The sequence below is a fragment of the Mycobacterium sp. BK086 genome, from assembly GCA_004362315.1.
Lineage (GTDB): Bacteria > Actinomycetota > Actinomycetes > Mycobacteriales > Mycobacteriaceae > Mycobacterium.
Genome location: SNWL01000006.1, coordinates 395,775 through 414,311 on the forward strand (window position 1 = coordinate 395,775; position 18,537 = coordinate 414,311).

Annotated in this window: 15 protein-coding genes; 8 read left to right on the forward strand and 7 right to left on the reverse strand. The window is 67.2% G+C overall.

What is annotated here, in order from left to right; all coding sequences use genetic code 11:
- Positions 1–49: 49 nt before the first annotated feature.
- From EV580_RS22635 to EV580_RS22650, 4 genes are read left to right on the forward strand one after another with little or no spacing between them, the layout of a single operon-like run.
- A complete protein-coding gene (locus EV580_RS22635) occupies positions 50–790 on the forward strand; it encodes a 1-acyl-sn-glycerol-3-phosphate acyltransferase (RefSeq protein ID WP_255496814.1) in 741 nt (246 codons plus the stop codon).
- On the forward strand, positions 790–2,415 hold the full coding sequence (fadD12, locus tag EV580_RS22640; protein ID WP_133693802.1) for an acyl-CoA ligase FadD12: 1,626 nt from the start codon (positions 790–792) through the stop codon (positions 2,413–2,415). The genes EV580_RS22635 and fadD12 overlap by 1 nt, the downstream gene beginning before the upstream one ends.
- Positions 2,384–3,670: an alpha/beta hydrolase gene (locus tag EV580_RS22645; protein ID WP_133693804.1), complete on the forward strand. Its 1,287-nt coding sequence runs from the start codon at positions 2,384–2,386 to the stop codon at positions 3,668–3,670. Before fadD12 ends, EV580_RS22645 begins: the two co-directional genes overlap by 32 nt.
- Positions 3,663–4,598 (forward strand): DUF4436 family protein, encoded by a 936-nt coding sequence (locus EV580_RS22650; RefSeq protein WP_286171756.1) that lies wholly within the window; start codon positions 3,663–3,665, stop codon positions 4,596–4,598. Before EV580_RS22645 ends, EV580_RS22650 begins: the two co-directional genes overlap by 8 nt.
- Here EV580_RS22650 and EV580_RS22655 read toward each other — a convergent pair.
- The 5 genes from EV580_RS22655 to EV580_RS22675 all read right to left on the reverse strand — a co-directional run bounded on the left by EV580_RS22655 (position 4,595) and on the right by EV580_RS22675 (position 11,438).
- Complete coding sequence (locus tag EV580_RS22655; RefSeq protein WP_133693805.1) at positions 4,595–6,013, reverse strand: WS/DGAT/MGAT family O-acyltransferase; 1,419 nt, start codon at positions 6,011–6,013, stop codon at positions 4,595–4,597. The two genes, EV580_RS22650 and EV580_RS22655, sit on opposite strands and share 4 nt — an antisense overlap.
- A 55-nt stretch (positions 6,014–6,068) precedes the next feature.
- Entirely contained in the window at positions 6,069–7,265 is a 1,197-nt protein-coding gene (locus tag EV580_RS22660) for an alpha/beta hydrolase (protein WP_133693807.1), read from the reverse strand.
- A 143-nt stretch (positions 7,266–7,408) separates the two neighbouring features.
- Positions 7,409–8,395, reverse strand: coding sequence for a glycoside hydrolase family 6 protein (locus tag EV580_RS22665; protein WP_133693809.1), 987 nt, complete (start codon positions 8,393–8,395; stop codon positions 7,409–7,411).
- A gap of 64 nt (positions 8,396–8,459) precedes the next feature.
- Complete coding sequence (locus EV580_RS22670) at positions 8,460–9,485, reverse strand: alcohol dehydrogenase catalytic domain-containing protein (RefSeq protein ID WP_133693811.1); 1,026 nt, start codon at positions 9,483–9,485, stop codon at positions 8,460–8,462.
- A 9-nt stretch (positions 9,486–9,494) separates the two neighbouring features.
- On the reverse strand, positions 9,495–11,438 hold the full coding sequence (locus EV580_RS22675; protein WP_133693812.1) for a flavin-containing monooxygenase: 1,944 nt from the start codon (positions 11,436–11,438) through the stop codon (positions 9,495–9,497).
- A gap of 131 nt (positions 11,439–11,569) precedes the next feature.
- Here EV580_RS22675 and EV580_RS22680 point away from each other — a divergent pair, with 131 nt between their 5' ends.
- The 4 genes from EV580_RS22680 (at position 11,570) to EV580_RS22695 (ending at position 16,075) form a co-directional block, all read left to right on the forward strand.
- Positions 11,570–12,457: an alpha/beta hydrolase gene (locus EV580_RS22680; protein WP_133693814.1), complete on the forward strand. Its 888-nt coding sequence runs from the start codon at positions 11,570–11,572 to the stop codon at positions 12,455–12,457.
- A complete protein-coding gene (locus EV580_RS22685; RefSeq protein WP_133693816.1) occupies positions 12,458–13,552 on the forward strand; it encodes an acyl-CoA dehydrogenase family protein in 1,095 nt (364 codons plus the stop codon). It abuts the gene before it with no gap.
- Complete coding sequence (locus EV580_RS22690; protein ID WP_133693818.1) at positions 13,549–14,712, forward strand: acyl-CoA dehydrogenase family protein; 1,164 nt, start codon at positions 13,549–13,551, stop codon at positions 14,710–14,712. The genes EV580_RS22685 and EV580_RS22690 overlap by 4 nt, the downstream gene beginning before the upstream one ends.
- A 79-nt stretch (positions 14,713–14,791) precedes the next feature.
- On the forward strand, positions 14,792–16,075 hold the full coding sequence (locus tag EV580_RS22695) for an HNH endonuclease signature motif containing protein (RefSeq protein WP_133693820.1): 1,284 nt from the start codon (positions 14,792–14,794) through the stop codon (positions 16,073–16,075).
- Here EV580_RS22695 and EV580_RS22700 read toward each other — a convergent pair.
- Both EV580_RS22700 and EV580_RS22705 read right to left on the reverse strand, forming a co-directional pair.
- On the reverse strand, positions 16,072–17,370 hold the full coding sequence (locus tag EV580_RS22700) for an amidohydrolase family protein (RefSeq protein WP_133693821.1): 1,299 nt from the start codon (positions 17,368–17,370) through the stop codon (positions 16,072–16,074). The genes EV580_RS22695 and EV580_RS22700 overlap by 4 nt on opposite strands.
- Positions 17,364–18,491 carry a CoA transferase gene (locus EV580_RS22705; protein WP_208114653.1) on the reverse strand — a complete coding sequence of 376 codons (1,128 nt, stop codon included), beginning with the start codon at positions 18,489–18,491 and terminating at the stop codon, positions 17,364–17,366. Before EV580_RS22705 ends, EV580_RS22700 begins: the two co-directional genes overlap by 7 nt.
- Positions 18,492–18,537 lie beyond the last annotated feature (46 nt).

The following is an 18,537-nucleotide window of genomic DNA, read 5'->3' on the forward strand; positions in this document are numbered from 1 at the left end:
GACACCCACCGAGACGGAGAAGTGGGACCCGGGCCTGGTCGAGAAGACCATGGGCGTGCTGCGCCCGTTCCTCAAGCTCTATCACCGCAGCGAGGTGCGCGGCCTGGAGTCGTTCCCGCCCGGCGGCGCCCTGGTGGTGTCCAACCACTCCGGCGGCCTGTTCGCCATGGACGTGCCGGTGTTCGCGCTGGGCTTCTATGAACACTTCGGCTATGACCGGCCGGTGTACACCCTGAGCCACGACCTGGTGCTGACCGGTCCGACCGCCGGCTTCTTCAAGCGCAACGGCTTCATCCGCGCCAACCACGAGAACGCCGACGAAGCCCTGCGCTCCGGCGGTGTGGTGGTGGTCTTCCCGGGCGGCGACTACGACGTCTACCGCCCGACCTTCACCCAGAACAAGATCGACTTCGACGGCCGCACCGGCTATATCAAGGCCGCCATCAACGCCGGGGTGCCGATCGTGCCCACGGTGGCGATCGGCGGGCAGGAGAGCCAGATCTTCCTCACCCGCGGGACCGGCGTGGCCAAGGCGCTGCGACTGGACAAGCTGCTGCGGGCCAAGATCCTGCCCATCTCGTTCGGCTTCCCGTTCGGGCTGAGCGCCGTCGTTCCGCTCAACGTGCCGCTGCCCACCAAGATCGTCGTGCGCGTGCTCGATCCGATCGACATCACCGAACAGTTCGGCGAGGACCCCGACATCCATGCTGTCGACGCCCACGTCCGCGGTGTAATGCAGAAGGCACTGGACGAGCTGGCCTCCGAACGCCGCTTCCCGGTGATCGGCTGATGGACCTGCTCGGCCGCCTGACATCGATTGGCGATGCGCTCGTCACCCTGGGCAAGGCCGGTTTCCTGACCCCGATGCGGCCGGATCGCACGGTGGCGATGGTGGCCGCCGCCCGCGACGAGGGGCTGAGCATCGCGACCGGGTTCGCGACGGCCGCCGCCCGCCGGCCGGACAGCCCAGGCCTGATCGACGAGCTGGGCACGCTGACCTGGCGCGAGCTCGACCAGCGGGCGCACGCCCTGGCGGCCGCGCTGCAGCAGCTGCCCGGCGGCACCCCCGAGGTCGTCGGCATCATGGCCCGCAACCACCGCGGGTTCGTCGAGTCGCTGATCGCGGCCACCCGCATCGGCGCCGACGTACTGCTGCTGAACACGTCCTTCGCCGGGCCGGCACTGGCCGAGGTGGTCAACCGCGAACAGGCCGACGTCGTCATCTACGACGAGGAATTCACCGCCTCGGTGGACCGGGCAGTGCAAGACCGCCCCGAAGCCCAGCGCATCCTGGCCTGGACCGATGAGCCCACCGATGCGCCGACGGTCGAGAAGCTGATCACGAGCCACGCCGGGCAGAAGGCCACGAAGACGGGCCGCAAGAGCCGGCTCATCCTGCTGACCTCGGGCACCACCGGAACTCCCAAGGGCGCCAAGCACTCTGGCGGCGGGGCGGGCAACCTCATCGCGATCCTGAGCCGTACCCCGTGGCGACTGGGCGAGACGACGGTGGTCGTGGCGCCGATGTTCCACGCATGGGGCTTCTCGCAGCTGGTGTTCTCCTCGGCGATGGCCTGCACCGTGGTGACCCGCCGCAAGTTCGACCCGGCGGCGACGATGGGTCTCGTCGACAAGTACAAGGCCACCGGATTGTGTGTGGTGCCAGTGATGTTCGACCGCATCATGGATCTGCCCGACGACGTCCGCAAGCGCTACAGCGGCCGCACCCTGCGATTCGCGGCGTGCTCGGGCTCGCGGATGCGGCCCGACGTCGTCACCAAGTTCATGGACGAATTCGGCGACGTCATCTACAACAACTACAACGCCACCGAGGCGGGCATGATCGCCACCGCGACCCCGGCCGACCTTCGGGTCGCGCCCGACACCGCGGGTAAGCCGGCTGTCGGCACCGAGATCCGCATTTACGACGACGAGTTCAACACAGTCCCCACCGGTGAGGTCGGCCGGATCTTCGTGAAGAACTCCACCCAATTCGACGGCTATACGTCGGGGAATACCAAGGACTTTCACGAGGGGTTCATGTCGTCGGGCGACATCGGCCGTCTCGACGAGGCCGGGCGGCTGTTCGTCGTGGGCCGCGACGACGAGATGATCGTCTCCGGCGGCGAGAACGTCTACCCGATCGAGGTGGAGAAGACGCTGGCCACCCATCCCGAGGTGGCCGAGGCCACGGTGCTCGGCGTCGACGACGAACAGTACGGTCAACGGCTGGTCGCGTTCGTGGTACTCACCGACGGATCGGGCGCGGGTTCCGACGAGCTCAAAACCCACGTCCGTGACAACCTGGCGAACTACAAGGTGCCTCGGGAGATCACCATCCTGGCCGAGCTTCCGCGCGGCAGCACCGGGAAGATCCTGCGTAATGAACTCATCGCTCGTACGTCTGACGGCTAAGCTGCGGCGTCCGCGCCCGCTGGCGCGCGCCCTCGTCGAATTGGCCAATGCGGCCAACGGGTTTCACCCGCTGAGCCGCAAAGGCTACAAGACCCTGGCGGTCTTCTCCTTCGGCTGGCCGACGTCCGAGCTACCGCTGGTGTACCTGGCCGGCTCGGTGCTCGACGCTGTGCGGCGCGGTCTGCGCGGGGACTTCCGCGGCAGGCGCGGCGGTACTGCGCTGATGCTGACGGCGTTGTCGTGGGTCTTCTTGGGGGCGATCCAGCGTCGCAACATGACCACGCCAAGGCCGGTGCTGCACGCCGCCCTGGTCGAGGGCCTCGGCGATGATTTCACCGACGTCCTCGACACCCTGCCCAGCACACCGTCCGCGTCGGGTCGGCCCACCGCCTGGCGAACCACCTGGTCGCGCAGGCAATTCGTCGAGAAGAGCAGCACCGTCATCTACGGGCCGCACGGCCGGGCGAACCTGGCCGACGTGTGGCGCCGCCGCGACCTGCCGCGCGACGGCAAGGCCCCGGTGATTCTCGAAGTGCCCGGCGGCGCGTGGGCCATCGGCTGGCGCCGCCCGCAGGCCTACCCGCTGATGAGCCACCTCGCCGACCGCGGCTGGATCTGCGTGGCGATGAATTACCGTGTGAGCCCGGCACATAGCTGGCCCGATCACATCGTCGACGTCAAGCGGGCGCTGGCGTGGATCAAGGAGAACATCGCCGAGTACGGCGGCGACCCCGATTTCGTCGCGATCACCGGCGGCTCGGCCGGCGGGCACCTCGCCTCCCTGGCCGCACTGACCCCGAACGACCCCGAATACCAGCCGGGTTTCCCCGAGGCCGACACCTCGGTGGTGGCCGCGGTCCCGGTGTACGGCCGCTACGACTGGTACACAGCCCACGGCGAGGGGCGTCGCGAATTCATCGCCTACCTCGAACGGCTGGTCGTGAAGCGGCAATTCAGCCGGTTCCGCGACATCTACACCGACGCGTCGCCGATCCGCCGGCTGCGCGCCGACGCTCCGCCGTTCTTCATCCTGCACGGCGAACACGACTCGGTGATCCCGGTCGGCGAGGCACGCGAGTTCGTCGAGGAATTCCGCCAGGTGGCCAAGGAACCGGTGCTCTACGCCGAATTGCCCGGCGCCCAGCACGGCTACGACATCATGCCCTCGCGCCGCGCACACGATTCGGCCGAGGCCGTCGGCCAGTTCCTGTCGTGGGTGTACGCGAGCGCGATGAAGAATAGGCCTCGTGCGTAGACATATCCGGCGGGTGCGCGATATCGGCCTGCGCAGGCTGACGATCGCGTTTCTCGCACTGGCCGCCGTGATCGGCCTGAGCGTCACGGGATACATCACCAGCAGGAACGACACTGATCAGGAAAGCTACTTCGGCGATCCTGATGCGCCGGATCGAGTGAACGTCACGGCCTGGATCACGAGAGTTGATTCAGCGACACAATCACTTTCGGTGACAATCGTCGATGTGTCGCCGAACGGGAAACTGGCCGACCCGGAGGGAAACTTCGCCCAGGACGCCACACTGACGACGGCCGCGATCGGAAATTGGAAGGCGGATATCAAGGCCGGCGATGCCGCTCCGGATATCGAACAGAAAGTCGGTGTGGACGGCGCCGTCACCGATTATCCGTTCGACCGGTACACCGGTCGCTTCGAGGTGCACGTCTTCAACGCCGACGGAAACAATGTTCCGGTGGCCCTCACCGTGGTCAACACCGATCCCTTCTTCCGGCTCAACACGTCGTCGGGGAGCACCCAAAACGGCGGAGTTGTGGTCAATCTCGGACTTCACCGCAGCATGCCCACGCTGATCTTCGCGGTGTTCGTGATGGTGCTGATGCTGGGTCTGGCGATCGGCGCGGTGGTTGCGGCCTACTACGTGCTGCACTGGCGACACGGCCTGATCTTCCCGGCCTGTTCGATGATGGCCGCCATCCTGTTCGCGCTGATTCCGCTGCGCAATGCCGTGCCGGGCAGCCCACCGATCGGATCGATCATCGACTTCGGGTCGTTCTTCATCGCCGAGGCCGTGATCTCCATTTCGTTGATCTCCGGCATCGTGATCGGCTTCCGCCATCAGCGCACCAAAGAGCGCGCCGCAAGCGAACCTGAGCCAGAACCCGACCCGATCGATTCAGCGGACGAACCCGTCGAGCAGCCGTCCTAGGCCTGCGCCATGGCCGTCTCCACGACCGCCAGCTCACCGGAAAGCCCTGCGGCCACCCGAATTTCGGAGAACGCCGCCAGCATCGCGTCGGTGACTTCATGGGGGTCGCGCACAGTCGAGCCATCGGTGAGCACCGAGATGTTGAGCTGATCCACGTAACTCCACACGGTGATGTTCAACCCGCTGCCCGCGGTGAGCGGCCCGACGGAGTAGATCTCGGTGACCAGCGCGCCGCCGACGCGACCGTGTTCGCGTGGGCCGGGCACATTCGAGATGGGCAGATTCAGCACCTTGTTCTGGCCGTCCCTGGTGGACAGCCACTTGAACAGGGCCTGTGCCGGCGCGGGCGGCAGGTACGTCGACCACCGGCTGACCAACTCGGGTCCGACCAGTTGGTGACTTTCCTTGGCCAGCACCGCGGCGTCGTGGGTTTGGCGCACCCGCTCGAGCGGATCTTCGACCTCCACGGGTACCGCCACCATCATGCCGGTGAAGAAGTTGCCCGATACTCGGTCAGGGTCGAAGTTGAAGCTCACCGGAACCGACGCCAGCAGCGGATGATTCGCCTTGCCGTCATAGCGCAACAGCAGGGTGCGCAGCGCCCCGGCCGCGGTGGCGAGCACCAGATCGTTGATCGTGACGCCGAGCGTCTTGCTGGTTTCCTTGAACTCGGCCAGCGCCAATGTCGCAGTGGCAAAACGCCTTTGGGGGTTGAGCATGTGGTTCATGAACGACGGCGGCGGCGTGAACGGCATGGTCAACTCGGGCGACAGCTTGCGGTCGCTTCGCCGTACCCGGCGCATCCCGTCATAGGTGTATTTCATGACCCCGGGCAGCTTGCCGAGCTGGCGCAGGTGGTCGGCGAACGCCGAGCGCACCAACTCGCCGCGGGCGGGCGCGGGGTCGGTCGGAAATTCCTGATCCGGGTCGGGGCCGCTCTGCAGATCCATCCCGCGGGCCATCAGATTGCCCGAGGCGACGCCGTCAGCCAGGGCGTGGTGGATCTTGCCGACGACCGCGATCCGGCCGTTGGCCAGTCCCTCGACGAAATACATCTCCCACAGCGGCCGGCTGCGATCCAGCGGGGTGCTGGCGATCTCGCCGATCGCCTCGTCGAGCTCGCGGCGGCCGCCCGGCTCCTTCACCCGCCACGGGCGGATGTGGTAGTCGAGGTCGACGTCGCAGTTCTCCAGCCACATCGGATGGTGGAACTTGAACGGGATGTTGATCAATTGATAGCGGAACGGGTCCAGCTTGTAGAGCCTGCCGCGGATGACTTGCCGGAACTCCTCGACGCCGAACGTGCGGCCGCCCCGATCGCCGAGCTCGATGATCGCGATCTTGAGGGTGTGCATGTGCACATTGGGTGCCTCGCTGTACAGCAGCACCGCGTCCCAGCCGCGCAGTCGTTTCATCGCTCACCTCTCCGCCCCTGTCCGTCCCAGCCCGGACGATACAGCCGAGGAGGGCTCAGATGACCTCTTTGGTGGACATGAGGGCACGGTCACGGCGAATCTGATTGAGGAACAGCCCGATTGCGGTGGCGACTGAGCCGGTACGCGCGCCGTCGGTCATGTCGAAACCGTGACCGGCACCGGGCAATTCGACGTAACCGACCTTCGAGCGGGACACCGAGCGAAGCCGGTCCACGAAGGCCTGGGCCTGCGCGACGGGGATCACGCTGTCACCGGAGCCGTGCACGACCAGGAACGGTGGCGCCTTGGGATGGATCCGCGCGATCGGTGAAGCCTTGCGGAACAGGTCGCCGTGGCGGCTCTGCTTCTTATTGACGACCACCCGCTCCAGGAAGTCGACGAAGCGGATGCGCTCGGGAGTCGAGCGGTCTTCCCAGTCGTAGCGGCCGTAGATGCCGACGACGGCGTCGACGGCGGTGTCCGACCCCTGCGGCAGGTGCGCCTGGTACTCGGGGTCGTCGATCGTCAGTCCCGCCAGTGCGGCAAGGTGACCACCGGCCGAACATCCCGCCACCGCAACGAAATTGCGGTCGCCACCGAAGCGGTCGACGTTCGCGCGAGCCCAGGCGATCGCCGCCTTGACGTCCTGGATGTGCCGCGGCCACCGGTGATGCGGGGCGACACGGTAATCGATCGACAGGCAGACCCAGCCCTGCTCGGCCAGATGCGACATCAGCGCGTAGCCCTGGATGATCCGGCTGCCGTGCACCCAAGCACCGCCGGGCAGGAACACCATGACCGGGGCGGGTTCGGCGGGCAGATCCTTGCGGCGCCAGACATCGAGCAGCTGCGAGGGGTCGTCGCCGTAGCGGACCGAACCCCGGTACAGGTTCTTGCGATGTTCGAAGGCCTTCAGCACGGGCGGCGCCTTTTCCGGCGCCGGCCACTCGATCTGCAGGTCCTCGGCGGCCACGACACCGCGCAGGCCGGCCTCGGCCACCGCACGCGTGCTTTCCCGGTCGGCCTTGCGGACCTCACCGGCGTTCGGGGCGAACCAGGACTTGGTGGCCGCACCGACGAGCTCCGGCATCTGCCGCGCACCCCAGACACTCATCGCGCTCAGCGCACCCAGCGGTTCGAGGTGCTTACCGACGACCGGCAGCTGAGCGGAGGCCACGCTCATGGCCAGCAGGTAGTCAGCGGGGCCGGCTTGCATCAGCCAGCGAGCTGTCGTCCACGGGTTCACCGTCATTGCGCGAGCGTACCCCGCAGTAGCAAGGTGAAACGACAAATTCTTCGGAATGTTCACTGCTTTGCTGGGTTCAGCGGAGATCGACCGTGCTACAACGCATGCCACATAAGTTGGCGTTTGCCCGTTCGCGTCAATTACGCACTTTAATGACCCGCGTTACGCGCCAAATCGATAGCGAACTGGTTCACAAAGTTGCCCGGCCCGGGATCCCCGCGCCCGCACGATCCATCGGAGTCACCCGGACGCTTGACCCACAGGAACGCGTCGATGTGGCCGTTACCGGTGGCCGTGGTGGGCTGGACTCCGAGCGCACGACCGCTGGGATTGCACCAATACAATTCGCCGTCGGCCGGTCCATTGCCGTTGCGGGACGTGTCGATCACATAGGGCTTACCGCCCGTCATCCCCGAAACCGCTTCGCCGTAACCGATTTCCTCGTCGGTGGTCAGGAAGTTGGAGGTGTTGAGGCTGAAACCTCGCGCGTTGGCGATGCCGACCTGGTTGAGCCGATTGGCGATCTCCTCGGCGGGCAGCCAGCGCGCATGCCCGGCGTCGATGTACACGGCGGCGGCGGGATTCTTGGTCAGGGTGTCGACGCCATAGCGGATCAGGTCGAAGCGTTCCTGGCGCGCGTCACCGGACAGGCAGTCCGCCATGTCGAGCGCGTCGGGTTCCAGGATGATCGTGACGGGTCCGCCGCCGATCTGGGACGCGACGGTGTCGATCCACCCGCGGTAGGACGCGGCCGATCCATGCCCACCCGAGGCGAAGCTGCCGCAGTCGCGATTCGGCAGCGAATACATGGCCAGCATCGGCATGGCGCCCGCAGCCCAGGCACCGGTCAGGTACTTGGTGACCGCGGCGGCCGGAACCAGGTTGTCGATCCAGTAGGCCTGCGGCGTGTTGGCGATGTAGGCCAGCTGGGGATTGTCCGGGTTGGCACGCGAGGCACGCATGGCCGCGGAGTTCGGGTCCACATAGAAGGGCGACCCGCCGATCGGGGCGGCATCGTCGGCCAGGCGAACCGGCCCGACCTGCACCGGTCCGGTGGACAGAACCATGCCGGCGACGACCGCAGCCGTCATGAACGGGGCGATCCATCGTGCGACCGCACCAGCAGCTGAGGACATCACCGAAGAAAAGCTAGTGCCGGGGGTCCAGAAACGCCAACCGTGTACCGAAGCCACCCGCAGTTCACGGCGTGAGGATGACCTTGACGACCTCGCCACCCCGGGCGGCTACCGCGGCATAACCCTCGGCGGCCTGATCGAGAGACAGGTTGGTGGTGAAGATGCCGTCGACGTCCAGCCGCCCGTTCTGCAGCAGCGGGATCAGTTCCGGCCAGGTCTGCTGAACGGGCGCCGTCGTCATCCGGAAGGTCAGGCTGCGCAGCAGGCCGGTGAGCGCCGGGAACGGGTAGGGGTTGAGGTTGTGCACCCCGACCACCGACACCGTGCCGCGGGCACGCACGGTGGCGATCGCGTCGTCGATCGTGGTGTCGTTGCCGACGGCGTCGATCACCGAGTCCGCGCCCCGGCCACCCGTGGCCTCCATGACCGCCTGCGCTGAGGGCGGCGCGATCGCCGTCGCACCGAGTTTCGCAGCCCGCTCACGCCGCTCGGCCACCGGATCGACGGCGAAAACCTGTGCCGCACCGAGGAACAACGCACTGCGCACTGTGCACAGACCGACCGCACCCAGGCCGATCACCACGGCGGTGCCACCGACCGGGATGTCGGCGCGCTGGGCGGCCGACCACCCGGTGGCCAGATTGTCGGTGAGCAGCAGCGCCGCCTCGGTGCTGATGTTCTCCGGCATTTTCAGCAGCTGGAAGTCGGCGGCCGGCACGGCCATCAGTTCGGCCTGCGCTCCGCCCAGCACACCGGAACCGAAAACCTGTGGACCCGAGGCGCATTGGATCGGATCCAGGGTCGCACAGCCTGCGCAGTGGCCGCAGCCGGCCACCGAGGACACGATGACCTGGTCGCCGACCTTGACCGTGCGCACGTCCGCCCCGACCTCGACCACCGTGCCGATGGCCTCGTGCCCCAGCGAGACCGGCTGGAAGAGCGGATAGTCACCCTCGTAGAAGTGCAGGTCCGAGCCGCAGATGGCGGCCGCGGTCACCTGGACGATGGCTCCGGTCGGTCCCGGCAATACCGGGTCGGGCCAGTTGTCGACCCGGACGGATCCCGGCGTTTCGATGAGCACCGCGCGCATGAGTCTTCCTCACTTCTCTTTTGTCACAACGAAGTTCGACCATTCGGGCTCACGCACCGCGTTCCAGTACACCGGAAGGCGCCACGGACTCACGGTGTGGATCTCCCCGTCGGGGTTCTTGAAGTACGAGTGCTTGATCGAGGGATGGGCCCACACCATCGTGTTGATCTCGGCCTGATGCCTCTGGTGCCACGCCTCGGTGGCCTCGGCGGTCGGCTCAATTGCGTTCCAGCCGTTGCCGATCACTTCCGCAAGGCAGTCGTTGATATAGCGCATCTGCAGCTCGGAGTTGAAGATCAGGCTGCCGCCGTGCGCCAGATGGTTGCCCGGGCCGTAGATCATGAAGAAGTTCGGGAACCCGGGCGCGGTGATGCCGAGGTAGGCGGCGGGTCGCTCCCCCCACGAAGCGCGCAGGTCCACCCCGTCACGGCCGGTGATCGTCATCGGAAACAGCACCTCGGTGGCGCGGAATCCGGTGGCGTAGACGACGACGTCGACGTCGTGGGTCACCCCGTCGGCGGTGACCACCCCGTGCGGGGTGATCCGTTCGATCGGCGTACGCACCAGCTCGACGTCGTCGCGGCGCAGGGTGGTGAGCCAAGTTCCGTTGTCCTGCAACGTGCGTTTGCCGGTCGCGGGATAGTCGGGCAGCACCTTGGCCAAGAGTTCGTGATCGTCACCGACCTGGGTGGTGATCCAGTCGGTGAACATCAGGCGTGCCACCGCGTTGATCTCGCTGACCGCATAGTTCGGGTCGTCGGCGTTGGTGTAGGCCGGATCCGAGCGGGCCGCCTCCAGACCCTTGTCGGCGCCGGGCCACATCACCAGGAAGCGATACCAACGGTTGTAGTACGGAAGGTGATTCATCGCCCAGCGCACACCGTCGCCGACGCTGTCGTGGTACATCGGATTGGGAAACATCCACTGCGCGGTGCGCTGGAACACGGTCAGGTGCTCGACCCGGTCGGCGATGGCCGGCGCGATCTGGAACCCGCTTGCGCCGGCACCGATCAGCGCCACCCGCTTGCCGGTGAGGTCCACGGAGTGATCCCAGGCCGCGGAATGAAATGCGGGACCTTCGAAGGTGTCGGCGCCGTCGATGTCGGGCAGCTGCGGCCGGTTCAGCTGGCCGACCGCGGTGATGACCGCCCTGGCGCGAATGGTGGATTCGGTTCCGTCCTTGCCGCGCACGACCACAGCCCAGCTGCCGTCGTCGTCGCTCCAGGTCGCGGAAACGACCTCGGTTTCCCAGCGCACGTTCTCGTCGAGTTCGTGGCGGGCCAGCACGGTTTCGAAATAGGCACGCAATTCAGGCTGTTCGGCGAAATAGTGCGACCAGTCGTTGCTCGGTTCGAAGCTGTAGCAGTAGAAGTGATTGGCGACGTCGACCCGGGCACCGGGATAGCTGTTCTCCCACCATGTTCCGCCGGGGCCGGCATTCTTCTCGACGACGGTGAACGGGATATTGGCTTGTTTGAGCCGGATCGCGGCGAGCAGACCGGATTCACCGCACCCGATCACGACGACCGGGAAGTCGGCTGTCGCCTCGGGGTCGAGCGCGACGGGACGGCGTGGGTCGACATCCTCGAGGTCCATCTCCTCCAGGACCATCGGGCGGTATTCGTCGTCGACGTGTTCGCAGGCGGCCCAGTCCAGCATCTCGGCGATCAGATCGGGACTCAGCGGCACCGGTCCCGGGCAGCCCCGGTCGCGGTAGTCGGCGATGACCGGCAGCGCCACTTCGCGGGCCTTGGCCTTGTCCTCCTCGGACATGAAGCCCTGGACCTCGTTGAGGAAGACGCCGTTCTGCTTGAACTCGCGGATGAATCGAGGATCGCCGGTGATGTGCACCAGGGACAGCAGCATCGTGGGGATGCTGACCTGCTCCAATGCTGCGGCAATCTCGGCGTCGGTGGACGTGAAGGGTTGCCCCGCATACGGATTGGTCGACATTGACGTGTCCTCTCGCCGCTACGCAATTACGCTACGCAGCGTTCCGTAATTGCCGCCATCACGATACTGTCGGTGCCGTCGTGGATCAAGGTCCTGTCCCAGCCCCATCGCCGGTGGTAATACTGGGCTGCGTGGCGACCACCGACATCCATCCCGAACTGCGCAAAGCCGCGCGGTTCGCCCCCCGCAGGCTGATCACCCCCCTGACGCTGCCGGTCATCCGCCGGCTGACCGTCTTCCAGCGAGCCAGGACCGACGACGTCGACATTCTGACGCTGGAATCGGGCATCGGCATCCGCCTCTACCGGCCCGCCGGAACGGAAACGACCGCCCCGGCCCTGCTGTGGATCCACGGTGGCGGCTACGTCATCGGCAGCGCCGCCCAGGACGATCTGCTGTGCCGCAGATTCGTCAAGGAGCTGGGAATCACGGTGGCCGCGGTCGACTACCGGCTGGCGCCCGAGCACCCGTACCCGGTACCGCTGGAGGACTGCTACACGGCGCTGCAGTGGCTGGCCCGGCTGCCCGGTGTCGACGCCGACCGGATCGCGATCGGCGGGGCCAGTGCCGGTGGCGGCCTGTGCGCGGCGCTGGCGCTGCTGGCCCGTGATCGCGATGGGGTGAAGCCGGTCTTCCAGGTGCTGGTCTATCCGATGATCGACGACCGCAGTGTGGGCACCCACCTCTACAACCCCGGGCACCGGCTGTGGGACGCCACCAGCAACAAGTTCGGCTGGAAGGCCTATCTGGGCGGCGCCGACCCGGCGGTTGCCGCGCCCGCCCGTCGGACCGATCTCGCCGGCCTGCCGCCGGCGTGGCTCGGTGTCGGGACGCTTGATCTCTTCCACGACGAGGACCTCGAGTACGCCGAGCGCCTCAAGGCCGCCGGCGTGCCCTGCCAAGTTCATGTGGTGCCCGGCGCCTTCCACGGGTTCGATGGAATCGTCGCCAAGGCCGACATCTCGACGGCGTTCTTCTACAGCCAGTGCGACAGCCTGCGCGAGAGCTTCGGAGGCTAGGTGTCGGCTGCACTGACCACCGAGCAGCGGGATCTGGCCGACGCGGTGGCCGAGCTGATGGCCAAGCGCTCGCCGGAGACCGAGGTCCGCCGGTTGATGGCGACCGACACCGGATACGACCCCGCGGTGTGGTCTGAGCTGGCCGCGATGGGTCTGCTCGGCCTCGCGATCCCCGATGAGTTCGGGGGTTCCGGCGCCGGAGCCGTCGAGGTCGGGGTGGTCATGGAGGTGATGGGCAAGGCCCTGCTGTGCGCGCCGTACCTGTCGTCGCTGTTGACCACGCAACTGTTGTTGGCCCTCGGCGACTCCGAGGAGCAGGCCGACGTCCTGCCCCGCATCGCAGCAGGCGAATTCCTCACGACAGTGGCGTTCGCCGAGCCGGGGTCGGCCCGGCCGGGGTCAGCCACTGTCGCGCGCGCGGCCGGCTTCGACTGGTTGTTGTCCGGCACCAAGACCTACGTGCTCGATGCGACGATCGCCCAGCGGATCTACGTGCTGGCCGGAGACTCGATCTTTGCGATCGCTCCGGGCGCCCCCGGCCTGGAGATCAGCGCGCTGTCGACGGTGGACCAGACCCGCAAACAGGGCCGAATCACGTTGAACGACACGCCCGCTCGTCTGGTCGGCGCCTTGGACGGCGGGGCCACCGCGCTCGACACCGCACTGGATCTCGCGGCAGTGGCGCTGCTGGGCGAGCAGGCTGGTGGCTCGATGCACGCGATGCGGATGGCCGCCGACTATGCCAAGACACGCTTCCAGTTCGGCCGTGCGATCGGCAGCTTCCAGGCGGTCAAGCACATGTGCGCCGACATGCTGCTGGACGCCGAGTCTTCTGTGTCGGCGGCGCGGCACGTTGCCGCGGCGTTCGACGCCGACGATCCCGGTCGCCTGGTGGATCTGGCTGCCGCACAGTCCTATTGCTCGGAGGCGTTCGTGTCGATCGCGGCGAACAGCATTCAGGTGCACGGCGGCATCGGCTTCACCTGGGAGCACCCCGCCCACCTGTACCTGCGGCGGGCACGGACCGACGCCCAATTGTTCGGCGACCCGGCGTGGCATCGGGAACGCTACGTACGACTGCGGGAGGCGCAGTGACCGACGACGAGGTGCGCGAGGAAGTCCGGCAATGGCTCGCGGACCACTGGGATGCCGCGCTGGATCGTGGGCAGTGGGCGCAGTTGGTGTTCGACGCCGGCTGGGCGGTGCCGAGCTGGGAGCCACAGTGGTGGGGACGCGGATTGAGCGACCCGCAATCTCGCATCGTGGCAGCAGAATTCGCCGCGGTGGGCGCGCCGGGCACGGGGCACGACCGGGCCAACCTGTTCGCCTGCACACTGCACGATCTGGGGACCGACGAGCAGAAGCATCGGCTGATCCCGCCATCGATCCGCGGCGAGACCAAATGGTGCCTGCTGTATTCCGAGCCCGGCGCCGGATCCGATCTGGCCGGGTTGCGCACCCGCGCCGAACGCGACGGCGACGAATGGGTGATCGACGGACAGAAGGTGTGGACGTCGTTCGCGAAGACGGCCGATTACGGGCTGCTGGTGGCCCGTAGCGATTGGGATGTGCCCAAGCACAACGGAATCAGCTTCTTCATGTTCCCGATGCGTCAGCCGGGCGTCGAAGTTCGGCCGATCCACCAGATCACCGGGGAGTCCGAGTTCAACGAGGTGTTCATCTCCGGTGCGAGGGTGCCGGACGCGAACCTGGTCGGCGAGCCGGGTGGCGGCTGGTCGGTGTTGCAGGTGGCGCTGTCCTATGAGCGGCGGTTGATGGGTGACCTGGCCCGCACCACGCGCTCGGCGCGCAAGCCGCAGGCGGACGCCGACAGCCTGGTCGAAATGGCCCGCCGCGCCGGCAGACTCGACGACTCGTTCATCCGCCAGGAGATCGCCCGGGTCGAGGCATATGCGGCGGTGAACCGGTGGAACACCCAGCGCGCCAAGGCCACCACCGACCGGGCCGAGGCCGCCACGTTGCTGGCGCTCGGCAAGATCGCCATGTCCCGGATCCTGCACGAGACGGCGAAGGTGCAGACCGAGATCGCCGGTCCCGAGTCGATGCTGACCGGTCCGGACAATCCGGTCGGTGACGCGGTGACGTTCCGGACGCTGAACGCCTATTTCACCTCCATCGGCGGGGGTACCGACCAGATTCAGCGCAATATCGTCGGCGAGCGCGTCCTCGGCCTGCCGAAAGAGCCGGAGCCATACCGTAATACGGCCTTCCGGGAGTTGCCGACGTCGAGCTAGTTCTGCACAGACTCAGGTTCATCCACAGGCCTGGTTCTGGTGCCAATTCCTGTCGGAGGCGCGGCGTAATCTTTCGAACATGCGTTCGATAGAGGTTGCCCTGGAGGCGCTCGATACCGCGATCGAACTCATGGGTGCCGCCGACATCGAGGAGCTACCAGCACCGCAGCGATTCGCCGCTCTGGAACGCTTCGAAAGCGCGATCCGCCGCCAGGTCGCCATGTCGCACAGCCAGATCACGCAACTCGAGCGCTACGAAGGCTGCCCGCCGATCCCGATCGTGCTGGCCGACGTGTTGCGCATCAGCCGCGCGGCCGCCAAACGCCGCGTTCGCGATGCCGAACAGCTGACACCGCGCACAACGCTAACCGGGGAGCCATTGCCAGCACCACTGCCCGACACCGGCCAGGCCTGGGAGGCCGGCGAATTGGATATCGAGCATGTGCGGGTGATCCAGAAGTTCTTCCGCGACCTCCCCGACCATGTCGGCCCGACCGAGGTGGAGAAGGCTCAACGCACCCTGGCCCAACACGCCCGCACAATGCGGCCCGATCAGCTGGAGAAAGTGGCCGACCGGCTGGCCGCCCACCTCAACCCCGACGGGCGGTTCTCCGACGAAGACCGCGCCCGCAAACGCGGCTTCCAATGGTGCGGCGGCCAACGCGCCGACGGTATGAGTGTGGGAAAGCTGATCGCTGATCCGCTGCTGCGGGCCCAGCTCGACGCCTGGTTTGCGAAATTCGCCGCACCGCAGCCCGACGATCTGCGCAGTCATGCCCAACGCCAGCACGACGCCTTGACCTACTTGGTGCGGGACCGGCTGGGTGATCCGAAGCTGGGGCAGCACAACGGCCTTCCCGTCACAATGATCGTCACCACGATGTTGCAGGACCTGCAAGCCGGAGCCGGTCAGGCAGTCACCGCAGGGGGAACACTGATTCCGATCTCCGACCTCATTCGCAAGGCCACACCGTCGAACAACTACCTGGCAGTGTTCGACGGCGTCACCGGCCAATCGCTGTGGCTGGGCCGCAGCAAGCGACTGGCCTCAGCCGATCAACGAATCATGCTGCTCGCCAAATACCGTGGCTGCACGGCACCCGGCTGCACCGTCAACGGCTACAACAGCCAAGTGCATCACGCCACCACAGACTGGAAACACGGCGGCACCACCGACATCGACCACCTCACCCTGGCCTGCAAATGCGACAACCTGCTCGTTGAGAACGACGGCTGGAACACCCGCCAACTCCCTGACGGCCAGACCGAATGGACTCCACCACCCGACGTCCCATTGCGCGGCGGCACCAACGACTACCACCACCCCGAACGACTGCTGCCGAAGGATGACGAAAAAGACTAATTCCGGACGTGCGGGTGCCCGCCCACGATCGTGGCGGTGACCAGCTCGGCATCCAGCGCGTCGAGCACATCGGCGGGCGGCGCGCCGAGCACACAGAGATCCCCGGGCTGCCCCGGCTCGACGGTCCTGGGCACGTCGGGACGTTCGGCATGACCGGTGAACATCGTCAGAGCCGTTGTCGCCGAGACACATTCATCGGCATTCAGGACCGCGCCACTAGGGGCGGTGCGGCGGGTGGCCGCGTGCATCGCCGCCCACGGGTCCGCGCCGCCGAACGGCAGGTCCGTCGACAGGGCGACCCGGACTCCGGCATCGAGCAACGAGGCCAGCCGCCAGAGCGCGGGCTGGTCGGCCGGCTCGACATCGGCGAGGTACTGGTCACCGCGTTCGGCGACGAAGTTCGGCTGAGTTACCACCAGCACGCCGATGTCGGCGAGCTCGGCGAGGCTGTCGGCGGGCACCACGGCGGCATGTTCGATCCGGTCGCCGGGGTGGGTGCCGGCCGCTCGCAACGCGGCCAGGGATACCACCAGTTGGCTGGCGGTCACGCAGTGCAGGGCAACCGCCCCACTGACGCGGTGTCGTTCGGCGATCCAGCCGGTCAGCTCATCGAGATCCAGCGAATCATCGTGCAGGATGCGCTTTCCCGGGGCCAGCCAGTGCACCCCCTGATGCAATCCCCCATGCCGATGTTCCTCGGTCAAGGTGACGATGTCGTCGGCACCCAACGCCGGGGTGGCGTCGGTGACGCTCGTGACGCCGAAGCCGAGGAGGCGCTTGCTGATCGTGGCCAGATTGGTGTCGCGGCGTGCGACCGCGTCCGACCAGCTGTCGTAACTACGCAGCCTGCCGTCGGGATGATCGGGCAGGCCGACCGCGGCCAGGCCTGCGGAGTTGAGGAACCACAGCACTCCGCTGCGGTGCTGGATGCGCACCGGCGCAGCGTCGAACAGCTCGTCGAGGGTAAACCGGTCGAGTGGGCCCGCAGCGGTTTCGTGGTAGCCGACCGCGCGGATCCAGCCGTCGACCCCTACCGGGGCCTGAGCCAAGACCTGGGAAAGTTCTTCGCGGCTATGAACTTTCGCGGGGCCGACCTGGACGGAGTCCAGTGCGGCCGCGGCGGCCCGCAGGTGCACGTGGTGATCGTGCAGGCCGGGGATCACGGTGCCGCCCGCAGCGTCCAGAACAGTCTCGGCCAGCCGCGGAGTCAGCGTGTCGGCGACCTCTTCGATATGAGATGTCACCCGGATGTCGGCACCTCGGCCGTCGAGTAGGCGGGCGCGCTGGATCAGCATGGGACCGTATTCCTTTGTCTGACAATGGCGTCGACGGCGTCGTTGTCGGCGCCGAGTGGGGCCGCGTGGGCCGTTGCCTGCGGGCGTGTGGGCTCGGTGACCGGCGCTGGGGAATCCTCGGCGGGTAACGTCGCATACCCAGCCGCGACCGTCGCCATTCCCAGTTCGATCGTCTCGCCACCACCTCCGCGCAGGGAATGTGTCACGGCCAGAGCCGATTCCAATCCGGTGAGCGGATCAGCGATAGCGTCGCCACAGAACACCGGCCCGCTCGGGCTGGTCCCCACCAATCCCCCCGCCACTGCCGCGTCGTCACCGAAGGCCGCGCGGTGCGAGTCCGGTCCGTGGCCGCTGATCCGCAGCCACACTCTTCCGTCGCGGCCGGACAGGGTCTCCGGACTCAGGCCCCGCCGCGCCAGCACACCCGGCCGAGAGCCCTCGATCACGATGTCGGCGGCCACCAGCAGAGCCTGAATGCGGTCGAAGTCCCGGTCGAAATCCACGGCATACGAGAGCTTTCCGTGATTGATCCAGTCGTAGAAGCTCTGGTCACCGGATCGCGTCCCGTCGGGGCGCGCCGGGCTCTCCACCTTCACGACGGTGGCACCCGCGGCCGCGAGGAGCCGGCCGCAGAGCGGGCCGGCCCACATCGACGACAGGTCGGCCACCAGCAATCCCGCCGGCGAACGGGGTGGGCCCTGAATCCCCGAGGGCCGGACGTGGGGACTCACGGCGGCCGTCTCGCCGAGGCGCGCCGCGGGCAGGTTCAGCAGGGCCGCCCGGCTGACGGCATCGTCGCCGTAGTGCTGGGCCGCCCACTGCTCGATGGCCGGCCAGGGGTCGTCGGGAACGGTGTCGGCCTCGACGAGGGCCGGGATGGCCGCGATATCGTCGGCGCGCGAGAGGGTCAGCGCCCACCAGCCGTCCCGGGTCGGCATCAGCCGGGTGGCACCGCCTGCCGAGATGCGACCCCGACGCTGCAGTCCGAGCAGCGCGGCCCGGCCCGTCACGATGGTGCCCGCATCCACGGGCACGCCCAGCTGTTCGGTGAGTTCGGCGGCGACGGCTTCGGCGCGGGTCAGCACTGCCGATCGTGAGTGATCCGGCGGCCCGTCGGGCATGCCGGTCAGCCAGGCCAGGGCGCCAGCACCGGAGCTACTCACCCAC

Excerpts from the sequence above, each read along its gene's own strand:
- EV580_RS22705 (WP_208114653.1), bottom strand. The coding sequence starts at position 18,491 with ATGCCCGACGGGCCGCCGGATCACTCACGATCGGCAGTGCTGACCCGC.
- EV580_RS22645 (WP_133693804.1), top strand. The coding sequence starts at position 2,384 with ATGAACTCATCGCTCGTACGTCTGACGGCTAAGCTGCGGCGTCCGCGC.
- EV580_RS22695 (WP_133693820.1), top strand. The coding sequence starts at position 14,792 with ATGCGTTCGATAGAGGTTGCCCTGGAGGCGCTCGATACCGCGATCGAA.
- EV580_RS22675 (WP_133693812.1), bottom strand. The coding sequence starts at position 11,438 with ATGTCGACCAATCCGTATGCGGGGCAACCCTTCACGTCCACCGACGCC.
- EV580_RS22670 (WP_133693811.1), bottom strand. The coding sequence starts at position 9,485 with ATGCGCGCGGTGCTCATCGAAACGCCGGGATCCGTCCGGGTCGACAAC.
- fadD12 (WP_133693802.1), top strand. The coding sequence starts at position 790 with ATGGACCTGCTCGGCCGCCTGACATCGATTGGCGATGCGCTCGTCACC.
- EV580_RS22665 (WP_133693809.1), bottom strand. The coding sequence starts at position 8,395 with ATGTCCTCAGCTGCTGGTGCGGTCGCACGATGGATCGCCCCGTTCATG.
- EV580_RS22700 (WP_133693821.1), bottom strand. The coding sequence starts at position 17,370 with ATGCTGATCCAGCGCGCCCGCCTACTCGACGGCCGAGGTGCCGACATC.
- EV580_RS22635 (WP_255496814.1), top strand. The coding sequence starts at position 50 with ATGGGCGTGCTGCGCCCGTTCCTCAAGCTCTATCACCGCAGCGAGGTG.
- EV580_RS22660 (WP_133693807.1), bottom strand. The coding sequence starts at position 7,265 with ATGACGGTGAACCCGTGGACGACAGCTCGCTGGCTGATGCAAGCCGGC.
- EV580_RS22655 (WP_133693805.1), bottom strand. The coding sequence starts at position 6,013 with ATGAAACGACTGCGCGGCTGGGACGCGGTGCTGCTGTACAGCGAGGCA.